The sequence below is a fragment of the Methylopila turkensis genome (assembly GCF_027922325.1).
Taxonomy (GTDB): domain Bacteria; phylum Pseudomonadota; class Alphaproteobacteria; order Rhizobiales; family Methylopilaceae; genus Methylopila; species Methylopila turkensis.
In genome coordinates this window covers 311,895-330,184 of sequence record NZ_BSFL01000003.1, presented here as the reverse complement: position 1 = coordinate 330,184, position 18,290 = coordinate 311,895, and the positions used below count along the sequence as shown (strand labels likewise).

General features: G+C 71.1%; 19 protein-coding genes. 14 read left to right on the top strand and 5 right to left on the bottom strand.

Features of this window, described 5'->3' with window-relative positions:
* The first annotated feature begins 2 nt into the window (after nucleotides 1–2).
* Genes PKE78_RS12820 through dprA form a run of 3 tightly spaced genes read left to right on the top strand, consistent with a single transcriptional unit; the run spans nucleotide 3 to nucleotide 3,100 of the window.
* On the top strand, nucleotides 3–1,298 hold the full coding sequence (locus PKE78_RS12820) for a dihydroorotase (protein ID WP_271201298.1): 1,296 nt from the start codon (nucleotides 3–5) through the stop codon (nucleotides 1,296–1,298).
* Between the two features lie 42 nt (nucleotides 1,299–1,340).
* Nucleotides 1,341–1,970: a glycerol-3-phosphate 1-O-acyltransferase PlsY gene (plsY, locus tag PKE78_RS12815; RefSeq protein WP_271201297.1), complete on the top strand. Its 630-nt coding sequence runs from the start codon at nucleotides 1,341–1,343 to the stop codon at nucleotides 1,968–1,970.
* A 5-nt stretch (nucleotides 1,971–1,975) separates the two neighbouring features.
* The gene (dprA, locus tag PKE78_RS12810) at nucleotides 1,976–3,100 is read left to right on the top strand and encodes a DNA-processing protein DprA (protein WP_271201296.1); all 1,125 of its coding nucleotides are present in this window, start codon (nucleotides 1,976–1,978) and stop codon (nucleotides 3,098–3,100) included.
* Here the strand turns inward: dprA and PKE78_RS12805 are convergent.
* Complete coding sequence (locus PKE78_RS12805) at nucleotides 3,074–3,304, bottom strand: hypothetical protein (RefSeq protein ID WP_271201295.1); 231 nt, start codon at nucleotides 3,302–3,304, stop codon at nucleotides 3,074–3,076. The two genes, dprA and PKE78_RS12805, sit on opposite strands and share 27 nt — an antisense overlap.
* A 181-nt stretch (nucleotides 3,305–3,485) precedes the next feature.
* Between PKE78_RS12805 and topA the strand changes: the two genes are divergently transcribed.
* From topA to rpmG, 7 genes are all read left to right on the top strand, one after another.
* Complete coding sequence (gene topA, locus PKE78_RS12800; RefSeq protein WP_271201294.1) at nucleotides 3,486–6,146, top strand: type I DNA topoisomerase; 2,661 nt, start codon at nucleotides 3,486–3,488, stop codon at nucleotides 6,144–6,146.
* A 26-nt stretch (nucleotides 6,147–6,172) separates the two neighbouring features.
* On the top strand, nucleotides 6,173–6,520 hold the full coding sequence (locus PKE78_RS12795) for a hypothetical protein (protein WP_271201293.1): 348 nt from the start codon (nucleotides 6,173–6,175) through the stop codon (nucleotides 6,518–6,520).
* A 131-nt stretch (nucleotides 6,521–6,651) separates the two neighbouring features.
* Nucleotides 6,652–9,030: a ribonuclease R gene (gene rnr, locus PKE78_RS12790; RefSeq protein ID WP_271201292.1), complete on the top strand. Its 2,379-nt coding sequence runs from the start codon at nucleotides 6,652–6,654 to the stop codon at nucleotides 9,028–9,030.
* Entirely contained in the window at nucleotides 9,030–9,485 is a 456-nt protein-coding gene (locus PKE78_RS12785; protein WP_271201291.1) for a DUF983 domain-containing protein, read from the top strand. The genes rnr and PKE78_RS12785 overlap by 1 nt, the downstream gene beginning before the upstream one ends.
* Nucleotides 9,482–10,213 (top strand): NUDIX hydrolase, encoded by a 732-nt coding sequence (locus PKE78_RS12780; RefSeq protein ID WP_271201290.1) that lies wholly within the window; start codon nucleotides 9,482–9,484, stop codon nucleotides 10,211–10,213. Before PKE78_RS12785 ends, PKE78_RS12780 begins: the two co-directional genes overlap by 4 nt.
* A gap of 249 nt (nucleotides 10,214–10,462) precedes the next feature.
* The gene (locus PKE78_RS12775; RefSeq protein WP_271201289.1) at nucleotides 10,463–11,632 is read left to right on the top strand and encodes an MFS transporter; all 1,170 of its coding nucleotides are present in this window, start codon (nucleotides 10,463–10,465) and stop codon (nucleotides 11,630–11,632) included.
* Nucleotides 11,633–11,722: 90 nt separating this feature from the next.
* A complete protein-coding gene (gene rpmG / locus PKE78_RS12770; protein WP_271201288.1) occupies nucleotides 11,723–11,890 on the top strand; it encodes a 50S ribosomal protein L33 in 168 nt (55 codons plus the stop codon).
* Nucleotides 11,891–11,959: 69 nt separating this feature from the next.
* Here rpmG and PKE78_RS12765 read toward each other — a convergent pair whose 3' ends face one another.
* Both PKE78_RS12765 and PKE78_RS12760 read right to left on the bottom strand, forming a co-directional pair.
* Nucleotides 11,960–13,330: a PleD family two-component system response regulator gene (locus tag PKE78_RS12765; protein ID WP_271201287.1), complete on the bottom strand. Its 1,371-nt coding sequence runs from the start codon at nucleotides 13,328–13,330 to the stop codon at nucleotides 11,960–11,962.
* Between the two features lie 14 nt (nucleotides 13,331–13,344).
* The gene (locus PKE78_RS12760) at nucleotides 13,345–13,716 is read right to left on the bottom strand and encodes a response regulator (RefSeq protein ID WP_271201286.1); all 372 of its coding nucleotides are present in this window, start codon (nucleotides 13,714–13,716) and stop codon (nucleotides 13,345–13,347) included.
* Nucleotides 13,717–13,869: 153 nt separating this feature from the next.
* On the opposite strand from PKE78_RS12760, the gene PKE78_RS12755 reads away from it, so the two are divergent.
* Together PKE78_RS12755 and PKE78_RS12750 are read left to right on the top strand one after the other, a co-directional pair.
* Entirely contained in the window at nucleotides 13,870–14,166 is a 297-nt protein-coding gene (locus PKE78_RS12755) for a DUF3572 domain-containing protein (protein WP_271201285.1), read from the top strand.
* Nucleotides 14,167–14,172: 6 nt separating this feature from the next.
* The gene (locus tag PKE78_RS12750) at nucleotides 14,173–15,444 is read left to right on the top strand and encodes a DNA polymerase IV (RefSeq protein WP_271201284.1); all 1,272 of its coding nucleotides are present in this window, start codon (nucleotides 14,173–14,175) and stop codon (nucleotides 15,442–15,444) included.
* Between the two features lie 106 nt (nucleotides 15,445–15,550).
* Here the strand turns inward: PKE78_RS12750 and PKE78_RS12745 are convergent, their stop codons facing one another.
* Both PKE78_RS12745 and PKE78_RS12740 read right to left on the bottom strand, forming a co-directional pair.
* Nucleotides 15,551–15,901, bottom strand: coding sequence for an endonuclease domain-containing protein (locus PKE78_RS12745; RefSeq protein WP_271201283.1), 351 nt, complete (start codon nucleotides 15,899–15,901; stop codon nucleotides 15,551–15,553).
* Between the two features lie 105 nt (nucleotides 15,902–16,006).
* Entirely contained in the window at nucleotides 16,007–16,858 is an 852-nt protein-coding gene (locus tag PKE78_RS12740; protein WP_271201282.1) for a cell envelope integrity EipB family protein, read from the bottom strand.
* Between the two features lie 208 nt (nucleotides 16,859–17,066).
* On the opposite strand from PKE78_RS12740, the gene PKE78_RS12735 reads away from it, so the two are divergent.
* A complete protein-coding gene (locus PKE78_RS12735) occupies nucleotides 17,067–17,531 on the top strand; it encodes a RidA family protein (protein WP_271201281.1) in 465 nt (154 codons plus the stop codon).
* A gap of 6 nt (nucleotides 17,532–17,537) precedes the next feature.
* The gene (locus tag PKE78_RS12730; RefSeq protein ID WP_271201280.1) at nucleotides 17,538–18,287 is read left to right on the top strand and encodes a glycerophosphodiester phosphodiesterase family protein; all 750 of its coding nucleotides are present in this window, start codon (nucleotides 17,538–17,540) and stop codon (nucleotides 18,285–18,287) included.
* Nucleotides 18,288–18,290: the final 3 nt, after the last annotated feature.

Genomic DNA, 18,290 nt, shown 5'->3' with positions numbered 1-18,290 from the left:
ACATGCAGCCGCCCGCCGACCGCCCCACCCTCTACGTCAACGCCCGCCTCGTCTGCCCCGCGAGCGGCCGCGACGAGATCGGCTCGCTGCTGGTCGACGACGGCGTCATCGCCGAGGTCGGCGCGAAGGTCGCGCCCTCCGCGCGGGCAGAGACGATCGACTGCCGCGGCCATGTGCTGGCGCCGGGCCTCGTCGACCTCGGCGCCTTCGTCGGCGAGCCGGGGGCCGAGCACCGCGAGACCATCGAGGCCGCAAGCCGGGCGGCGGCGGCCGGCGGCGTGACGACCATCGTCGCGCGCCCCGACACGACGCCTCCGGTCGACGCGCCGGAAATCGTCGACTACCTGATGCGCCGCGCCCGCGACACCGCGAGCGTCCGGTTCCATCCGATGGCGGCCCTCACGAAAGGGCTCGCCGGCCACGAGATGACGGAGATCGGGCTGCTGCTCGAAGCCGGCGCCGTCGCATTCACCGACGGGCCGCGCTCGATCGCGAGCGCGCGGGTGATGCGCCGCGCCATGGCCTACGGCCGCGATTTCGGCGCGCTGATCTGCCATCACGCCGAGGACGCCGAGCTCTCGGCCGGCGGCGCCATGAACGAGGGCGAGTTCGCGAGCCGGCTCGGCTTGCCCGGCCGTCCGACGGCGGCGGAGGCGATCGTGATCGAGCGCGACGTCCGCCTCGCGGCGCTGACCGGCGCCCGCTACCACGCGAGCCTCGTCACCTGCGCGGAGAGCCTCGACGTGGTGCGCCGCGCCAAGGCGGCCGGCTCGCCCGTCACCTGCGGCGCCTCCGTCGCGCATCTGACGCTGAACGAGAACGACGTCGGCGAGTACCGCACCTTCTTCAAGCTCGCGCCGCCGCTCCGCCACGAGGACGACCGCCGCGCGCTGGTGCAGGCGCTCGCCGACGGGCTGATCGACGTGGTGTGCTCCGCGCACGACCCGCAGGACGTGGAGACCAAGCGCCGCCCGTTCGCGGAAGCGGACGACGGCGCGATCGGGCTCGAAACCATGCTTCCGGCGGCGCTGCGTCTCGTCCATTCCGGCGACGTCACGCTGCACCGGCTGCTGGCCGCGATGTCGACCCGGCCGGCCGAGATGCTCGGCCTGCCCGGCGGCGCCCTCAAGGCCGGAGCGCCGGCCGACCTCGTGCTGTTCGACCTCGAAGCCCCCTGGGTCCTCGACGCCGCGACGCTTAAGTCCAAGTCGAAGAACACGCCCTATGACGAGGCCCGGCTTCAGGGCCGCGTGCTCCGCACGGTCGTTGCCGGCCGCCCCGTCTATCCCTACGGTTGAGCGGCGGCGCCCACCGCCCCGCCGTCGTTTCGAGCTCCCGCCATGCCGGATGTCGCCGCAGCCGCCCTGATCGCAGCCGCCGTCCTCGGCTACCTGCTCGGTTCGATTCCGTTCGGCGTGATCGTGACCCGGGCGGCCGGCGCGGGCGACCTCCGCAAGATCGGCTCCGGCAACATCGGCACCACCAACGTGCTGCGCACGGGGCGCAAGGACCTCGCGGCCGCGACGCTGCTGGGCGACATGCTGAAGGCGACCGCCGCGGTCCTGATCGCGGCGCCTCTCTGGGGGCCTGAGGCGGGCCTCGTCGCCGGCGCGGCCGCCTTCGTCGGCCACGTCTTCCCCGTCTGGCTGAGGTTCAAGGGCGGCAAGGGCGTCGCGACCTATCTCGGCGCGCTGATCGGCGTGGCGTGGCCGGTCGCCCTCGCCTTCGCAGCCATATGGATCGCGGTCGCCGCGGCCACGCGCTACTCCTCGGCCTCGGCGCTGACGGCGAGCCTGCTGGCGCCGCTCCTGTTGCTGTTCTTCGGCGAAGGTCCGGTCGCCGCCGGCGTGTTCGCGGCCATGACCGCGGCGCTCTGGCTGCTTCATCGCGAGAACATCGGACGGCTGCTGGAGGGCCGCGAAGGCCGCATCGGCGAGCGGTCGTCGCCCTCGCCCGGCGCCGGGGCCTGACCGCCATGCCGCGCCTGACGCCGGAACAGCGCGTCGCCTGGCTGCGGCTCATCCGGTCCGAGAACGTCGGCCCCCGCGCCTTCCGCGATCTCGTGAACCATTTCGGCGGCGCCTCGGCCGCGCTCGACGCGTTGCCGACCCTCGCCCGCCGCGGCGGACGCGCGATCCGCGTCGCGTCCCGCGCGGAGGCCGAGGACGAGTTCGCCGAGGTCGAGCGCCTCGGCGCCCGCATGATCGCGCTCGGCGAGGCGGACTACCCCCGCGCGCTCGCCGCCGCCGACGGCGCGCCGCCGCTGCTGACGGTCGCGGGCGATCCTTCCGTGTTCCATCGTCCGGCGGTCGGGATCGTCGGCGCGCGCAACGCCTCCTCCGCCGGCCGCAGCTTCGCCGCCCGCCTCGCCGCCGACCTCGGCGGGGCCGGATGGGTGATCGCCTCCGGGCTTGCGCGCGGCGTCGACGCCGCGGCCCACGCGGCGTCGATCGAGAGCGGCACCGTCGCGGCCTGCGCGGGCGGGCTCGACCGGATCTATCCGCCCGAGCACGCCGACCTCGCCCGGCGCATCATCGAGCACGGCGCGCTCGTCACCGAGATGCCGCTCGGCTGGCAGCCGCGCGGCCGCGACTTCCCCCGCCGCAACCGCATCATCGCCGGAATGTCGCTCGGCGTCGTGATCGTGGAGGCCGCGACGCGGTCGGGCTCGCTCATCACGGCGCGCCTCGCCGCCGAGATCGGCCGCGAGGTCATGGCCGCGCCGGGCTCGCCGCTCGATCCGCGCTGCGAAGGCTCGAACGCGCTGCTGCGCGACGGCGCCACCTTCGTCACCCGCGCCGAGCACGTGCTGGAGGCGTTGTCCCCCATGGTCGACCGCGGGCCGCCGGAGCCGAAGCCGATCTCTCTGGCGCAGGCCGAGACCGCGGGCTTCCGCCCCGCCGAGCCCGCCGACGACGAGCGGGCCCGGGTGCTGGAGCTTTTGGGTCCCGCCCCCGCCGCCGTGGACGAGATCGTGCGCCAATCCGGCGTCGAGGCCCGCGGCGTCCAACTCGTGCTGCTGGAGCTCGAGCTCGCCGGTCGGCTAGAGCGGATGGCCGGCGGGCGGGTCGCGCTACGGCAGCCCGACGCCTGGATCTGAGGATCGCTCGCGGAGCGCCGCCTCGCCCGCCAGATGCCCCTCGGCCTCGAGCCGCGCCATGTCCAGGAGATAGGCGAGCGTGGGCAGGCCCGACCGCCGCGAAAGCCGCGACAGCTCACCGGCCAACGTCGCCACATACGCCGCGGTCTCCTCCGCCTCGACCGGCGGCGACATCGACTGCGTTCCGCGCGCGACCTTCACCATCGACGGCCATCCTCCGATCCCTAAAATGATCGCGACATATACCTTTGATTGTACATTGTGAACAGATGTGGTTTCAGGTTGCGTCGCAGCCCCGCGGTCCGGATTTGACACCGGCAGGGCGCTTCCCCATTTTCGCCGCCGCCGCCGAATGGCCCGGGCGTCGCGGAAGGGCTTCCGTTTCATGCACAACGTCGTCATCGTCGAATCGCCTGCGAAGGCGAAGACGATCAACAAGTATCTCGGCTCCGATTATGAGGTCCTCGCCTCCTACGGACACGTGCGCGATCTGCCGGCCAAGGACGGCTCGGTCGATCCGGAGGCCGACTTCGCGATGCTGTGGGAGATCGACGGCAAGTCCGCGCAGCGGCTGAACGAGATCGCCCGCGCCGTGAAGGGCGCCGACCGGCTCATCCTCGCGACCGACCCGGACCGCGAGGGCGAGGCCATCTCGTGGCACGTGCTCGAAGTGCTGCGGGCCAAGAAGGCGATCAAAGACCAGCCGGTCGAGCGCGTCGTCTTCAACGCCATCACCAAGCAGGCGATTCTCGACGCGATGAAGAAGCCGCGCGAGATCGACGTCGCGCTGGTCGACGCCTATCTCGCCCGCCGGGCGCTGGACTATCTCGTCGGCTTCAACCTCTCACCGGTGCTGTGGCGCAAGTTGCCGGGGGCCCGCTCCGCCGGCCGAGTGCAGTCGGTCGCGCTGCGGCTCGTCTGCGAGCGCGAGGCCGAGATCGAGCGCTTCGTCCCGCGCGAATACTGGTCGCTGGTCGCCAATCTCGCGACGCCGAAGGGCGAGGCCTTCGAGGCCCGCATCTCTTCCGCCGACGGCCGCAAGATCGGCCGCCTCGACATTCCCGACGAGGCGACCGCGAAGGCGCTGAAGGCCGCGATCGAGGCGTCCGACCTCAAGGTCTCAAGCGTCGAGGCGAAGCCCGGCAAGCGCAACCCGCCGCCGCCCTTCACCACCTCGACCCTGCAGCAGGAGGCGAGCCGCAAGCTCGGCCTCGCCCCGAACCGCACCATGCAGATCGCTCAGCGGCTCTACGAGGGCATCGACCTCGGCGGCGAGACGGTCGGCCTCATTACCTATATGCGGACCGACGGCGTCGACATGGACCCGAGCGCGGTCTCGGCCGTGCGCGCGGTGATCGGCGCGGACTACGGCGACCGCTATGTTCCGGGCGCGCCGCGCAAGTATCTCGTCAAGGCGAAGAACGCGCAGGAAGCCCACGAGGCCGTGCGCCCGACCGATCCGAGCCGCACGCCGAAGGAGATGGCGAAGCGCCTCGACGACGACCAGGCCCGGCTCTACGACCTGATCTGGAAGCGCACCGTCGCAAGCCAGATGGAATCGGCGGAAGTCGAGCGCACGACGGTCGACATCGCGGCGACAGGATCGGCGCGCCCGATCGAGCTGCGCGCCAGCGGCACGGTCGTCACCTTCGACGGCTTCCTCGCGCTCTACCAGGAAGGCCGCGACGACGAGGACGACGAGGAGGCGAAGCGCCTGCCGGCCATGGCCGCGGGCGATCCGCTGAAGCGCCTCGCCCCCGTCGCCGCCACGCAGCACCACACCGAGCCGCCGCCGCGCTACACCGAGGCCGCGCTCGTCAAGCGCATGGAGGAGCTCGGCATCGGCCGTCCCTCCACCTACGCCGCCACGCTCGCCGTGCTGCGCGACCGCGAATACGTCAAGATCGACAAGAAGCGGCTGGTGCCCGACGACAAGGGCCGGCTCGTCACCGCCTTCCTGCAGAGCTTCTTCGACCGCTACGTCGAGTACGACTTCACGGCGGCGCTCGAGGAGCAGCTCGACAAGGTCTCGAACCACGAGCTCGACTGGAAAGAGGTGCTGCGCGCCTTCTGGAAGGACTTCGCCGGCGCCGTCGAGAGCACCAAGGAGCTCAGGTTCGCGCAGGTCATCGACGCGCTGAACGAGATCCTTGGCCCCTACATCTTCCCGCCAAAGCCGGACGGCTCGAACCCGCGCACCTGTCAGGTCTGCGGCACCGGAACGCTGTCGCTGAAGCTCGGCAAGTTCGGCTCCTTCGTCGGCTGCTCGAACTATCCGGAATGCCGCTACACGCGGCCGCTTGGCGCCGATTCCGGCGGCGAGGACGGGGCCGCCACGGGACCCGACGGCGTCAAGGTGCTGGGCCAGGACCCCGAGACCGGGCTCGACGTCACGCTCAGGGCCGGACGCTTCGGCCCCTACGTCCAGCTCGGCGAGCCGGCGGAGAAGGAGAAGCCCAAGCGCTCCTCGCTGCCCAAGGGCTGGTCGGCCGCGGAGCTCGACCTCGAAGGCGCGCTCAAGCTGCTGTCGCTGCCGCGGCTCGTCGGCCTGCACCCGGAGACGGGCAAGCCGATCGAGGCCAATCTCGGCCGCTACGGCCCCTATGTCAGCCATGACGGCTCCTACGCCAACCTCGATACGCCAGAAGAGGTGTTCACGGTCGGCCTCAACCGCGCCGTCACGGTGATCGCGGAGAAGAAGGAGCGCGGCGGCCGCGGGCGCGGCGCGGCGCCCGCCGGACGCGCGCTCGGCGACCATCCGGACGGCGGCGCCGTCACGGTCCACGCCGGGCGCTACGGCCCCTACGTCAAGCACGGCTCGGTCAACGCCACGCTGCCGAAGGGTTCGGAAGCGGACGCGCTGACGCTCGAGGACGCGATCAAGCTGGTGGACGCCAAGGCTGCGGCCGGCGGCGGCAAGAAGCCCGCGCGCAAGGCCGCCGCGAAGAAGCCGGCGTCCGAGAAGACCGCGTCGAAGAAGCCGGCGGCGAAAAAGGCGGCCAAGAAGCCCGCCGCCGCCAAGACCACGCGCAAGGCCGCCGAGTAAGAGCGGCCTCGGGGAGGATGGGGATCATGCGACGCATCATGTTCGCCGCGGCGGTCGCCGCGGTGTTCGCCGCCGCTCCTGCGAAAGCCGACGGCGCCTATGTCGTGTGGGGCATCGGCTCCAAGACCTGCGGCGCCTGGACCGACGCCCAGCGCACGGACAAGGGCCGGTACGAAGCCTACCAGTCCTGGGCGCACGCCTTCGTCACCGGCGCCGCCTTCGGCCGGCAGGGCCTCGCGCTCAAGAAGGACGTCGACATCAACGCCGAGGCGCTGACGAAGTGGGTCGACGACTGGTGCGACAAGAACCCGCGCATGACGGTGGAGCGGGCGTCGGTGGCGTTGCTGGAGCATCTGGCCAACGCGCCCAAGTAATCCGAACCTGGGTGATCCGATCCTACGTGGCGTCCGGGCCCCAGTGACGTCGTCCATCGGCGGGCTCGCCGCCCGGCGCACGAAAATCGTATAGGGTCGGCCCTGATCGCATAATCGCCCGCAGGGAAACCTTGGCCCGTAAACCCGCCGCCAGCGCCAGACCATCGAAGACGCCGCCCATCCTGCCGCGTGGCCTGCCCTCGCGTGAGGAGCTGATTGCCTTCATCGCGTCGCAGGGCGGCAAGACCGGCAAGCGCGAGATCGCCCGGGCCTTCCACATCACCGGCGCCGAGCGGATCGAGCTCAAGCGCCTGCTGGCCGAGCTCGAGACCGAGGGCGTGGTCAACCGTCGCGGCAGGACCATCGGCCGCGCCGGACACCTCCCGTCCGTGGTGCTGGCCGACGTGACGGGCCGCGACGAGGACGGTGAGCTGATCGCGACGCCGGCGGACTGGGACGAGGACGATCTCGGCCCCTCCCCACGCATCCTGGTGCAGATCCCGACCCGCGGCCGCGCGCCGGGCCTTGCGCCGGGCGTGGGCGACCGCATCCTGATCCGTGTGGAACCGCTCGACGAGATCGAGCCAGACGGCCCCACGCATCAGGGCCGTGTCGTCAAGGTGCTGTCGAAGCCGCAGGCCCGCGTGCTCGGCGTGTTTCGCGGGCTTCCCGACGGGTCCGGCCGGCTCGTGCCCGTCGACAAGCGCAACATGGGCAAGGAGCTGGCCATCCCCGCCGACGCCGCCGACGGCGCTCAGGACGGCGACCTGATCGCGGCCGACATCGTCAAGCAGGGGCGCTACGGCCTGCCCACCGCGCGGGTGCGCGAGAAGCTCGGCTCGCTCAAGAGCGAGAAAGCGGTCAGCCTGATCGCGATCCACGCCCACGCCATCCCGCACGTGTTCCCGCGCGAGGCGCTGGCGGAGGCGGAGGCCGCGCGGCCGGCGACGATGAAGGACCGCGAGGACTGGCGCCGGCTGCCGCTCGTCACCATCGATCCCCACGACGCCAAGGACCACGACGACGCGGTCCACGCCGAGCCGGACCCAGATCCGAACAATCCCGGCGGCCACATCCTGACCGTCGCGATCGCGGACGTCGCGTCCTATGTCCGGCCGAACTCGGCGCTCGACCGCGCAGCGCTCGACCGCGGCAACTCGGTCTACTTCCCCGACCGCGTCGTGCCGATGCTGCCGGAACGGATTTCGAACGACCTGTGCTCGCTACGGGAGCTGGAGAACCGGCCCGCCCTCGCAGTGCGCATGTATCTGGCGAAGGACGGGCGCAAGCTCCGCCACTCCTTCCACCGCGTGATGATGAAATCGGCGGCGAAGCTGTCCTACACCCAGGCGCAGGCCGCGATCGACGGCGCGCCGGACGAGACCACCGGCCCGCTGCTCGACGTGGCGCTGCGCCCGCTCTGGGCGGCCTACGCCTCGCTGAAGATCGCGCGCGAAGGCCGCGGGCCGCTCGATCTCGACATACCCGAGCGCAAGCTGCTGCTGAAGCCGGACGGCTCGCTCGACGACGTCATCACCCCGGTCCGCCTCGACGCCCACAAGCTGATCGAGGAGTGCATGATCCTCGCCAACGTCGCGGCCGCCGAGACGCTGGAGCAGAGGCGGACGCCGCTGGTCTACCGCGTCCACGACGCGCCCTCGCTCGAAAAGCTCGAGGCGCTGCGCGAGCTGCTGGCGACGCTCGACATCGAGGCCCCGAAGGCGGGCAACCTGCGGCCGATGCACTTCAACCGCATCCTCGCCCGCGTTGAAGGATCGGACAACGCCACGCTCGTCAACGAGGTGGTGCTGCGCACCCAGGCGCAGGCGGAATACGCCGCCGAGAACTATGGCCATTTCGGCCTCAACCTGCGCCGCTACGCCCACTTCACCTCGCCGATCCGCCGCTACGCCGACCTGATCGTGCATCGCGCGCTGATCCGCGCGCTCGATCTCGGCTCCGACGGCCTGCCGGACGGGACGACGCCGGAGACGCTCGGCGAGATCGGCGCGCGCATCTCCGCGTCGGAGCGCCGGGCGATGGCGGCCGAACGCGAGACCGTCGACCGGCTGATCGCGCATTTCCTCGCCGACCGCGTCGGCGCGAGCTTCACCGGCCGCATCGCGGGCGTCACCCGCTCCGGCCTGTTCGTGAAGCTCGAAGGCACCGGCGCGGACGGCTTCGTGCCGATCGGCTCGCTTGGGAACGACTATTTCGTGCATGACGAGGCCGCCCGAGCGCTCACCGGCAGCGCCACCGGCGAGAGTTTTAGGCTTGGCGACACCGTGCGGGTGAAGCTCGTGGAGGCGGCGCCGGTCGCGGGCGCGCTGCGGTTCGAGATGCTGTCGGAGGGCCGCCAGGCGAAGCCCGTCGGCCGCGGCAAGCGCGGGCTGCGGCGGGCCGCGAGCGCATCGAAGCCGGGCGGGGACGGAGCGAAATCCGCCCGCTCCGCGGCTGGAAAGACCGCAGCCAAAGGCAAATCCGCTCGCAAGGCGAAAGGACGACGCTGATGACGCTCGAGCCTCACCGCCATGACGAGTCGGCCGAAGGACCTCCGCGCGCCGTGGCGCAGGCCATAGGCCGCGGCCTGAAGCTGCGCTGCCCGGCCTGCGGCGAGGGCCGTCTGTTCCGCGCCTATCTCAAGGTGAACGACGCCTGCCCCGCCTGCGGCGAGGCGCTTCACCACCAGCGGGCCGACGACGCGCCGCCCTACGTCGTCATCAGCATCGTCGCCCATGTGATCGTGGCGGCGCTGATGGCGGTCGAGCTGACGTGGAAGCCGGAGATCTGGGTGCATCTCGTGCTGTGGATTCCGCTCACCATCGCCATGTCGCTCGCGCTGCTGCCGCCGGTGAAGGGCGCTCTCGTCGGCCTGCAATGGGCGCTGCGCATGCACGGCTTCGGCGGCGCCGACGACGACGCGCATCTCGCGCCCGCGCCCGCCGGCCGGGGCCCCCGGGCGTGAGCGCCGGCGAGGAGCAGGGCGTCGTCCCGCCCGCGAAGGCCGCCGCGCCGCAGCGGCTCGTTCCGAAGGACGCCGCCACCATCATCCTGGTCGACCGCGAGGCGGCGTCGCCAAAGCTGCTGATGGGCAAGCGCCACGAAGGCGTGCGCTTCATGCCGGGCAAATACGTCTTCCCCGGCGGCCGCGTCGAGACCGAGGACGGCCGGGTCAACATCGCCGGCGCCTACGCGCCCCATGTGGAGCGCCGGCTGCAGACGCAGGTGCGCCGCCCCACCATCTCGCGCGCCCGCGCCTATGGCCTCGCGGCGCTGCGCGAACTCGCGGAGGAGACCGGGCTGCTGATCGGCGAGCGCGAGACCGGCGCGTTCGCGGCCCGGAGCGAGGCCTGGAAGCCTTTCGCGGAGGCCGACGTGTTTCCCTCGCTCGAAGGGCTGCATTTCGTGGCGCGCGCGATCACGCCGCCCGGCCGCCCGCGCCGGTTCGACACCCGCTTCTTCGCCGCCGACGCCAGCCTCGTCGCGGGCAGAGTCGAGGGAATCGTCACGCCCGACGCGGAGCTGGTGGAGCTGGTCTGGGTGACCTTCGACGACGCGCAGGACCTCGACCTGCCGCCGATCACGCGGATCGTGCTCAAGGATCTCGCGCGCCGCCTCGACGAGGGGCTCGAGCGCGACCTCCCCGTGCCGTTCTACCGCCAGGGCTCGAAATCGGAGCCGGAGCTGCTCTAGCCGATCCGGCGCAGCCTCGTCTTGTCCCGGACTTGAGCCGGGACCCAGACGCTCCAGCGTCGCGGATATGCGCGACAACCGCTTCATAGCCGTAAGCCGTCGCGCGTCTGGGTCCCGGCTCAAGGCCGGGACAAGGAAGGCGCCATCGCGCCCGACCGCCCCCTCCGCTCTACCGGAAACGCCAAGCAACCCGGCCGCGCGCGGCGGAGGCTGGCGCGGCGGGCGCGGGCGTGCTTTCTCGCCGCCGCCATGTCCGCCGTGATCGATCCCCTCGCCGCTTTCAGCGCCCGCGACCGCAAGGTCGGCATCGGCGTCGCGATCGCCTGCATCGCGCTGGTGGGGGTCGGCCTTAGCCTGTCGATCCCGTTGCTCGCCTTCGCCCTGGAGAGCCGCGGGGCGAGCGGAACCCTGATCGGCTTCAACACCGCCATGGGCGGCATCGCGACGGTCGTGACCGCGCCCTTCATTCCCCGCGTCGCGTCCCGGTTCGGAGTTCGGGCGACGCTGTTCGCGGCGCTCGCGCTCGGCGCGGCGTCGATTCTCGGCTTCGCCTTCGTCGCGCCGCTTTGGGCTTGGTTCCCGCTGCGATTCGCCTTCGGCGTCGCGCTCGCCATCCTGTTCGTGCTGTCGGAGTTCTGGATCAACGCGCTCGCGCCGCCCGCCTCGCGTGGGCTGGTGATGGGCGTCTACGCGACCGCGCTGTCGGTCGGCCTCGGCGCCGGGCCGCTGATTCTCGCGGGCGTCGGCATGGATTCGCTCGCGCCCTACTTCGCCTGCGCGGCGCTGTTCCTCGTCGCGGGCGCGCCGCTGCTGTTCGCGGGCGTCGCGGCGCCTCCGATCGAGCGCGCCGCGCCCGGCCGCGGCATCCTGTTCTTCCTCGCGGTCGCGCCGGTCGCGACCCTGTCGGGCTTCACCTTCGGCGCGGTCGAGACCGGGGCCTTCGCCTTCCTGCCGCTCTACGGCGTCGGCGTCGGCCTCGCGCCGCTGTCGGCGGCGCTGCTGGTCACCGCGATGGAGGTCGGCAACGTCGCGCTGCAGATCCCGCTCGGCCTCGTCAGCGACCGCATGGACCGCCGCCTCCTGCTGCTGATCATCGGCGTCGTCGGGCTGCTCGGCGCGATCGCGCTGCCGTTCGCAGGCTCCGGCTGGGGGCTCTATGTCGCCGTCGCGGCCTGGGGCGGCGTGGTGTGCGGGCTCTACACCGTCGCGCTCGCCCATCTCGGCGCGCGCTTCTCCGGCGTCGACCTCGCCACCGCCAACGCCGCTTTCGTGGTGATGTACTCGCTCGGGCTGATCGCGGGCCCGCCGGCGCTGGGCGTCGGCCTCGACCTGTGGCCGCCCTACGGCGTGCCCGTCGCGATCGCCCTGCTGATGGCGCTGTTCGTCGCGGTGGCCGCCGCGCGGCTGCGCAGCGCCTGACGCCCTTGACAGGCGAGCGCGCGTGAGTAGGTTGCGCGCTCACATTCAGACGCTGGCGTCCCGCGCGCCCGCCCGCTCGAGGTCCACGCCATGGCGAAAGCCGCCAACATCAAGATCAAGCTGCTGAGCACGGCCGACACCGGCTTTTTCTACGTGACCAGCAAGAACTCCCGCACCAAGACCGAGAAGATGGTGCTGAAGAAGTACGATCCGGTCGCCAAGAAGCACGTCGACTTCAAGGAGACCAAGATCAAATGATCTTTGGTTTCTAAACGCAAAAGGCGCCCTCCGGGGCGCCTTTTTCGTTGGCGGGCCGCGCGGCGGCGGTCAGGCCGCGTCGTCGACGACGCGGTTCCGGCCTTCGCGCTTGGCGCGGTAGAGCGCGACGTCGGCGCGCTTGATCAGCGCCGCGGCGTCGTCGGCCTCCGGATGGAACGTCGCGACGCCGATCGACGCCGTGACCGCCAGCGGCGCGGCGACCCGGCTCGCGACCGGCTCCGAGGCCAGCCGACTGCGGATGCGCTCGGCAACAAGGCGCGCGACCGCGGCGTCGGTCTCCGGCATCACGACCACGAACTCCTCGCCGCCGAGCCGGCAGGCGAGGTCGATGCCGCGAACGCTCGCCTTCAGGCGCCTTGCGACCTCCCGCAGCACCTCGTCGCCGACGTCGTGGCCGTGGGTGTCGTTCACCGCCTTGAAGTGGTCGATGTCGACCATCAGCGCCGACAGCGGCCGGTTGCGCGCCGTCGCTTGGTCCAGGAGGCTCTGCAGATGCATCTCGAGGTAGCGGCGATTGTGCAGGCCGGTGAGCCCGTCGGTGATCGCGAGCTCCATGCTCGCCTGGACGTTGGAGCGGAGCCGCTCGGTGTAGCGCCTGCGGCGCACCTGCGTGCGCACCCGCGCCACCAGCTCGTTCGGATCGATCGGGCGCGCGAGATAGTCGTTGATCCCGACCTCGAGCCCGCGCAGCACCCGCCCGTTGTCGTCGGGGTCCGCCAGCAGCAGGATCGGCAGCGTCCGGGTCCGCTCCAGCGATCGGAGCTGGGCGCACAGCCGCAGCGCGTCGAAACCCTCAAGCCCGAGCGCGACGATCGCGAGATCGAAGTCGCCTTCCGCGGCGCGGAACAGCGCCTCGTGCGGGTCCGGCTCGATCTCCACCCGCTGCTGGCCCGACAGCGCGGCGGCGAGGCGGTCCGAGGAGCTCGGGCGGTCGTCGACCACGAGGATGCGGCCGTTGAGGCCGTCGTCCTTGATGACGTCCATCAGCATGTCGCTCATGCCGAGCTCGCGCGTGGTCTGAGCGCGGAGCCGGAGCTCGTCGCCGAGCATCTTGAGGCGGGCGAGCGAACGCACGCGCGCGAACAGCGGCACGTCGGCGACCGGCTTGGTCAGGAAATCGTCGGCGCCGGCCTCAAGCCCGCGCACGCGGTCCGACGGCAGGTCGAGCGAGGTCACCATCACGACCGGCACGTGGTGCGTCTTGGGATCGACCTTGAGCCGGCGGCACACCTCGAATCCGTCCATGCCCGGCATGATCACGTCGAGCAGGACGATGTCGCATTGCGAGCGGGCGCAGATGTCCAGCGCCTCCTGCCCCGTCGAGGCGGTGATGACCTCGAAATATTCAGCTGTGAGCCGCTGATCGAGCAGCTTCCGGTTGATGGGAAGGTCGTCGACGACGAGGACTCGTGCGGTCATGCCTGCGGCTCCGCTCAGAGGTCGCCGAGATAGTGCCGCACCGTCTCCAGGAACTTCGCGACGGAGATCGGCTTCGACAGATAAGCCTCGCAGCCGCCGCCGCGGATGCGCTCCTCGTCGCCCTTCATGGCGAAGGCGGTGACGGCGATGACGGGGATCGCGCGGGTGCGCTCGTCCTCCTTGATCCAGCGCGTCACGTCGAGGCCGGAGACCTCGGGCAACTGGATGTCCATGAGGATGAGGTCCGGCATGTGCGTGCGCGCGAGCTCCAGCGCCTCGACGCCGTTGCGGGTCTCGATGGTCGCGTAGCCATGCGCTTCCAGAAGATCGTGGAAGAGCTTCATATTGAGCTCGTTGTCCTCCACGATCAGGACTGTCTTGGGCATGAGCCGTTCTTCTCCCGCCTTACGCGACACGCGGTTCGAACATGCGCCTTGCGCGCGCGCTGGGTGGAAAGCCCGCCCGTGCGCGGCGGTTACGCCCGTTCGACGCTATCGAGACTTCTACTGAAGATTCATTGAGAAAGGACGAACGCAAAGATGATCCGGCCGCTTCGCCTCGATCTCGATTCCGCCGGCGGCGTCGCCGCCCGGGCGCTGGGCTTTCTCGCCGCCGACCCCGACCGCCTCGGGCGATTCTTCGCCCTGTCCGGCCTCGATCCATCGAACGTGCGGGCCGCCGCCGCCGATCCCGGCTTCCTGCCGTCGGTTCTCGACCACGTGCTCGCCGACGAACGGCTGCTGCTCGACTTCGCGGAGGCCGAGTCGCTCGCGCCGGAAACCGTCTCCGAAGCGCGGCGGCTGCTGGGCGGAGCGACGCCCGAAACCTCGCTCTGACCCGAGGTGGAGGCCGCCCTCGCCTTCTGCCGGGACTGCCTCTCGCCGGCCGGCCCCGCGCCGCGCTGCCCGTCCTGCGGCAGCCCGCGGGTCGCGCGGCACCCCGAACTCGCGCGCATGACCATCGCGCATGTGGACTGCGACGCCTTTTTCGCTGCGATCGAGAAGCGCGACGACCCGAGCCTCGCCGATCAGCCGGTCATCATCGGCGGCGGCCGGCGCGGCGTCGTCTCCACCGCCTGCTACATCGCGCGGATCTACGGCGTGAAGTCGGCGATGCCGATGTTCAAGGCGCTGAAGCTCTGTCCGCATGCTGTGGTCGTGAAGCCCAATATGGCGAAGTACGTCGAGGCCGGACGGGCAGTGCGGGCCAAGATGCTGGCGCTGACGCCGCTGGTGGAGCCGCTGTCGATCGACGAGGCGTTTCTTGATCTGGGCGGCACCTCAGCGCTGCACAAGGCCCCGCCGGCCGTCACGCTCGCGCGCTTCGCGCAGGAGGTGGAGCGCGAGATCGGCATCTCGGTGTCGGTCGGCCTCGCCTCCAACAAGTTCCTGGCCAAGATCGCCTCTGACCTCGACAAGCCGCGCGGTTTCTCCGTGCTGTCGATCGAGGAGGCGCCGGCCTTCCTCGCTCCCAGGCCGGTGTCGTTCCTGTGGGGCGTCGGGCCCGCCTTCGCCGGCTCGCTGATGCGGGACGGCTTCCGCACCATCGGCGACCTGCAGCGCGCCGACCCGAAGGATCTCGCCCGGCGCTACGGCGACGGCGGCCTGAGGCTCTCGCGTCTCGCCTTCGGACGGGACGAGAGGTCCGTCAACCCGGTCCACGAACGCAAAAGCGTCGGCGCAGAAACCACCTTCGACGCGGATCTTAAGACCTTCGATGAGCTCTCGGTCCACCTCTACCGGATGTGCGAGCGGGTGGCCGACCGCCTGCGCAAGGACGACATCGCCGGACGCACCGTCACGCTGAAGCTGAAGACCGCCGACTTCCGCCTGAGAACCCGCGCCGGCGCGCTGCCGCACCCGACGCGGCTCGCCGGCCGGCTGTACGAGGCCGCCTGCGCCATGCTGCGCCGCGAGGCGGACGGCTCGGCGTTCCGGCTGATCGGGGTGTCGCTGTCCGACCTCGGCCCGGCCGCGGAGGCCGACCCGCGCGATCTCGTCGACAATCGGGGCGAGCGGCTCGCGGCGGTCGAGACCGCCGTCGCCGCCCTGCGCGACCGCTTCGGCCGCGACGCCGTCGACCGCGCTTTCGCCAGGCGCCCCAAGCGCGAGTGAGGTTGCTGGCGCTTCCTTATCCCTCCCCGCCAAGACGGGGAGGGTGGCCCCGGCCGCAGGCCGGGGTCGGGTCGGGCCTGAGGCCTATGCCGCCACCAATCCGTTCCTAAAGCCCGCCGGCCCGCTCCCGCAAAGCATTCAGTATCTCCTCGACCACTCCGTCGAGGTTGCGATCGACGTCCACGTTCCAGAAGCGAAGCACGCTGTAGCCGACCGCGTTCAGAGCTTCATGTCTGGTTCTGTCGCGCATCGCTCCTAAGCCCTCGGCGTGCTGTCCCCCATCGATCTCGATGACGATACGCTCCGATTTGAAGGCGAAATCAACGATATAGCCGAGAAGAGGCGCCTGACGGCGTGGATGAAAACCGAGGCCGCGCAGTTCGCGAAGTCGGACCCACAGCTTCACCTCCTGCCGCGTCATTGACTTGCGCAGTTCGCGAGCACGCTCGACGCTCATCCTGGCCGGCGCCCTTCCGACGCTCCCCCCACCCGGCCCGGCTTCGCCGGTCCACCCTCCCCGCCAGCGGGGAGGGATCGAAGGGTCCTCCCCTTCCGTCCCGCGTCACTTGCAGGCTGACGCCTTCAGGAACTTGAGCTCCTTCAGCTCGCCGTCGAGCACGAAGTCGCCGTAGTCGATCTTCATCGCCCGGCTGACGCCGTTGTCGTAGAGGTCGAAGCTCATGGCGTAGACCGGGGTCTGCTCGCCGTTCGCTTCGCGCTTGCCCCTTTCGAAGTAGCTCACGGAAACGGGCCAGCGCTTGGCCTTCTGGAGCTCCGGCGTCTTCGCCGCCTCCTCGACGCCCGCCGGCTCGCCCTGCTCCTGCTTCCCGATCACGGTCAGCGTGTCGTAGCTTTTGTCGCCGTTCTCGGAGCCGTCGTAGACGGGCGCCTCGAGCAGCGTCTCGCCCTTCTCGGCTGCCGCGATGATCGACTTGAGATGCTCGGTCGGGAACAGCGTGCGGCCGTCGAAGGTCTTGCTGTCCTTGTTCGGCTTCGACAGCGCGACGTTGAGCGCCGCGTCGGCGCGCTCGGCCCGGCCGTCGGTGTCCTTGTCCAGCACCTGGTTCAGATAGTTCTGCGCGGTGAAGCGGAAGCTCTGCGCCCGCCCGTCCTCCCAGGTCGCGGCCCTGAGGTCGGAGACGTTGGTCTCGCCCTCGCCGTTGCCGATCTCCGTCACCTGCCGGAAGCTGAGCGCGTAACCTTCGCAGGCGTCGCCGGTGAACTCGTAGACGATGCGGCCGCGGATGCGATCGACGTTGGTGGAGTTGCGGGCCTCCCGCAGCTTCAGCTCGTAGATCGCGCGGTGCGGCGCGAGCGCGGCGTCGGCGCTCGCCTGGCCGGACCAGACGGACGCCGCCGCGACCGCCGCGGCGATCAGAAGGGAGCGGGAATTCGGGAGTGTCGACGTCGCCACGAAATCTGCCTCGCGTGAACCTTGGGGATCATCATGCGGCGCCGGGCCGCGAACGCAAACGCGTCGCGGCTGCGCGCCACCAGCATTCGACGGCGGAAGTGGCGGAAATGGGTCGCGGCCGCGGGTCGTAAGGCTTGCGGCGGCGATCGGCTTGCGCCAAACCCGCAAGCCTTGAAGCCGCCACGTCACCGAACGGAGCCTCACGCGCATGGCCGGACAGATCGAAGCGAAGCTCGGCGAACTGGGCGTCACCCTTCCGACGCCCGCCGCGCCGGTCGCGAACTATGTTCCCGCGGTGCGCACCGGCCAGCAGCTCTTCATCTCCGGCCAGCTCCCGATGGGCCCCGGCGGCGTTTCGCTGACCGGGCGGCTCGGCGACGGCGTCGCGATCGAGGACGCGCAGGCCGCCGCCAAGCTCTGCGCGATCAACATCCTCGCTCAGGCGCGCGCCGCGCTCGGCGATCTCGACCGCGTCACCCGCATCGTCAAGCTCGGCGCTTTCGTGGCCTCAACGCCCGAGTTCGCCGATCACGCCAAAGTGGTCAATGGGGCGTCCGACTTCCTCGTCGAGGCGCTCGGCGACAAGGGCCGCCACGCCCGCTCCGCGGTCGGCGTCGCGGCGCTGCCGCTCGGCGCGGCGGTGGAGATCGACGCGATTATCGAGTTCGCCTGATCCGCCATGGCCGGGCTCGACTGGCTCACCGCCCGCCCGATCGCCCATCGCGGGCTGCATGACCGCGCGGCGAGGGTGATCGAGAACACCGCGGCCGCGATCGAGGCCGCGGCCTCCGCGGGCTACGGCGTCGAGATCGACGTGCGCTCCACCGCCGAGGGCGAGGCGGTGGTGTTCCACGACGCCGAGCTCGACCGCCTGATCGACGCGACCGGGCCGGTCGCGAAGCGCACCATCGCCGAGCTCCGCACCCTGCCCTTCCGCGACTGCGGCGAGCGCCTCATCACGCTCGACGAGTGCCTCGACCTCGTCGGCGGCCGGGTTCCGCTCGTGGTCGAGGTCAAGTCGTCGGCGACCGGCGACACCCGCCTCGCCCGGCGCGTCGCCGAGGTGGTGGGCGGACGCGGCGGGCCGGTCGTGGTCGAGTCCTTCGACCCGCGCGTGCTCGCGCTGATGCGGCAGCTTGCGCCGCACGTGCCGCGCGGGATCGTGGGCGACGCCTTCGCCGACGGCGACGCGCATTGGGCGCATCTGTCGCCCGCCAAGCGCTTCTTCGCCCGCAACCTGCTGCACTGGCGGGCGACGCGGCCGGACTTCCTGTCCTGGAACGTGCGCGACCTCGACCGCCGCGCCGTCCGCATGGCGCGCAAGGCCGGCCGGCCGGTCACGACGTGGACCGTGCGCACGCCGGACGACGTCGCGCGCGCCGCGGCCGGCGCCGACCAGATCGTGTTCGAGGGCTTTCGGCCCGCCTGACGG

Excerpts from the sequence above, each read along its gene's own strand:
- rpmG (WP_271201288.1), top strand. The coding sequence starts at position 11,723 with ATGGCGAAAGCCGCCAACATCAAGATCAAGCTGCTGAGCACGGCCGAC.
- PKE78_RS12820 (WP_271201298.1), top strand. The coding sequence starts at position 3 with ATGCAGCCGCCCGCCGACCGCCCCACCCTCTACGTCAACGCCCGCCTC.
- PKE78_RS12760 (WP_271201286.1), bottom strand. The coding sequence starts at position 13,716 with ATGCCCAAGACAGTCCTGATCGTGGAGGACAACGAGCTCAATATGAAG.
- PKE78_RS12785 (WP_271201291.1), top strand. The coding sequence starts at position 9,030 with ATGACGCTCGAGCCTCACCGCCATGACGAGTCGGCCGAAGGACCTCCG.
- PKE78_RS12805 (WP_271201295.1), bottom strand. The coding sequence starts at position 3,304 with ATGGTGAAGGTCGCGCGCGGAACGCAGTCGATGTCGCCGCCGGTCGAG.
- topA (WP_271201294.1), top strand. The coding sequence starts at position 3,486 with ATGCACAACGTCGTCATCGTCGAATCGCCTGCGAAGGCGAAGACGATC.
- PKE78_RS12730 (WP_271201280.1), top strand. The coding sequence starts at position 17,538 with ATGGCCGGGCTCGACTGGCTCACCGCCCGCCCGATCGCCCATCGCGGG.
- PKE78_RS12745 (WP_271201283.1), bottom strand. The coding sequence starts at position 15,901 with ATGAGCGTCGAGCGTGCTCGCGAACTGCGCAAGTCAATGACGCGGCAG.
- PKE78_RS12795 (WP_271201293.1), top strand. The coding sequence starts at position 6,173 with ATGCGACGCATCATGTTCGCCGCGGCGGTCGCCGCGGTGTTCGCCGCC.
- dprA (WP_271201296.1), top strand. The coding sequence starts at position 1,976 with ATGCCGCGCCTGACGCCGGAACAGCGCGTCGCCTGGCTGCGGCTCATC.
- PKE78_RS12755 (WP_271201285.1), top strand. The coding sequence starts at position 13,870 with ATGATCCGGCCGCTTCGCCTCGATCTCGATTCCGCCGGCGGCGTCGCC.
- PKE78_RS12765 (WP_271201287.1), bottom strand. The coding sequence starts at position 13,330 with ATGACCGCACGAGTCCTCGTCGTCGACGACCTTCCCATCAACCGGAAG.
- plsY (WP_271201297.1), top strand. The coding sequence starts at position 1,341 with ATGCCGGATGTCGCCGCAGCCGCCCTGATCGCAGCCGCCGTCCTCGGC.
- PKE78_RS12735 (WP_271201281.1), top strand. The coding sequence starts at position 17,067 with ATGGCCGGACAGATCGAAGCGAAGCTCGGCGAACTGGGCGTCACCCTT.
- PKE78_RS12775 (WP_271201289.1), top strand. The coding sequence starts at position 10,463 with ATGTCCGCCGTGATCGATCCCCTCGCCGCTTTCAGCGCCCGCGACCGC.